This is a genomic window from Mesorhizobium sp. 128a, from assembly GCF_053848025.1.
This window is the reverse complement of sequence record NZ_JBSPKY010000075.1, coordinates 1-1,227: the sequence shown is the minus strand read 5'-3', so window position 1 is coordinate 1,227 and position 1,227 is coordinate 1. Positions and strand designations below refer to the sequence as shown.

The following is a 1,227-nucleotide window of genomic DNA, read 5'->3' as shown; positions in this document are numbered from 1 at the left end:
CACCGAGCGACACTGTCGTCAGGCCGTCCGGCGACGTGAAGCCGATCGTACCCGAGGTCGTTTCCGAATTCGCAGGCTCGTTCGAGCCCGAAGGTTCCCCGGCGCGTGCCGGCAGGCCGGCCTCGTAGACGGTGGTCGAGGCAAGGCCTGGCGCCGGGATGCTGTCGGTGGGCGTTGCATCGCCGATCGAGATGGTCAGCGTGGTGTGCGACAGGTCGCCGTCGCTATCCTTGATGGTGTAGGTGAAGACGTCGTCATGGCCGCCCTGCGAGCCGGCATCACGCGTATAGGAGGAGGTTCCGTCGGCGGCCAGCGTCAGCTTGCCATAGAGACCCTGGATCTGGGTGCCCAGCGTCGCGGTATTGTCGAGGGCGGCATTGGTGTCGCCGGCGACGACGCCGACCACGGCAGCGCCGTCGGCGCCGAACACGTCGTTGGTCAGCACATTGCCGGTGGCCGGACCGAACTGGCCCGATGCAATGCTGTCGGTGTTGGCGTTTGCGGTCGGCACGTCGTCGACGATGTTGACGGACAGCGTGCCTGTGGCGTTCTGGCCGTCCTGGTCGGTGAGCGAGACGGCGAGGTTCTCGAATAGGCTGTTGGTGCCGCCGGCGGCGGCGTGCGCCTCGTTGTCGAGCAGCGTGTAGGTGTAGCTGACGGCGCCGGTTGCGGGATTGTAGCCGGTCACGTTCAGCGTATTGCCGAGCGCGGTGGTGAAGGAGCTGGCGGTGAACACGCCGTTGGTGATGAAGGCGTGGCCGTCGATGGTCAGCGAGGCGATGCCGTCGGGCGAGGAGATGGTGAAGGTGCCGCCCTGGGTGGTGCTTTCCTTCGAGGTGTCGGAGCCGGCCGATTCGCCAACGCCGCGGCTGGCCAAAAGGTCGTCCTCGTTGACGGTGACGTCGCCGCCATTGGCGGCCGGCGTCAGGTCGGTGATCACCGGCGGCGAGTTGCCGATCGAGATGGTCAGCGTGGTGTGCGAGGTGTCGCCGTCGCCGTCCTTGATGGTGTAGGTGAAGACGTCGTCATGGCCGCCTTGCGAGCCGGCATCGCGGGTATAGGTGTAGGTGCCGTCGGCGGCCAGCGTCAGCTTGCCATAGAGACCCTGGATCTGGGTGCCGAGTGTCGCGGCATTGTCGACGTCGGCATTGGTGTTACCCGCCTGGACGCCAATCACCGTCGCGCCGTCGGCGCCCTTGGTGTCGGCAACGCCGTCGGTCGTGTTGC

The 1,227-nt window shown here is 66.7% G+C and carries 1 protein-coding gene; it reads right to left on the bottom strand.

The genetic code is table 11. The features are described from left to right. The coding region (locus ACWTU9_RS33110; RefSeq protein WP_455862001.1) for an Ig-like domain-containing protein at nt 1–1,227 on the bottom strand (1,227 nt) is incomplete at both ends.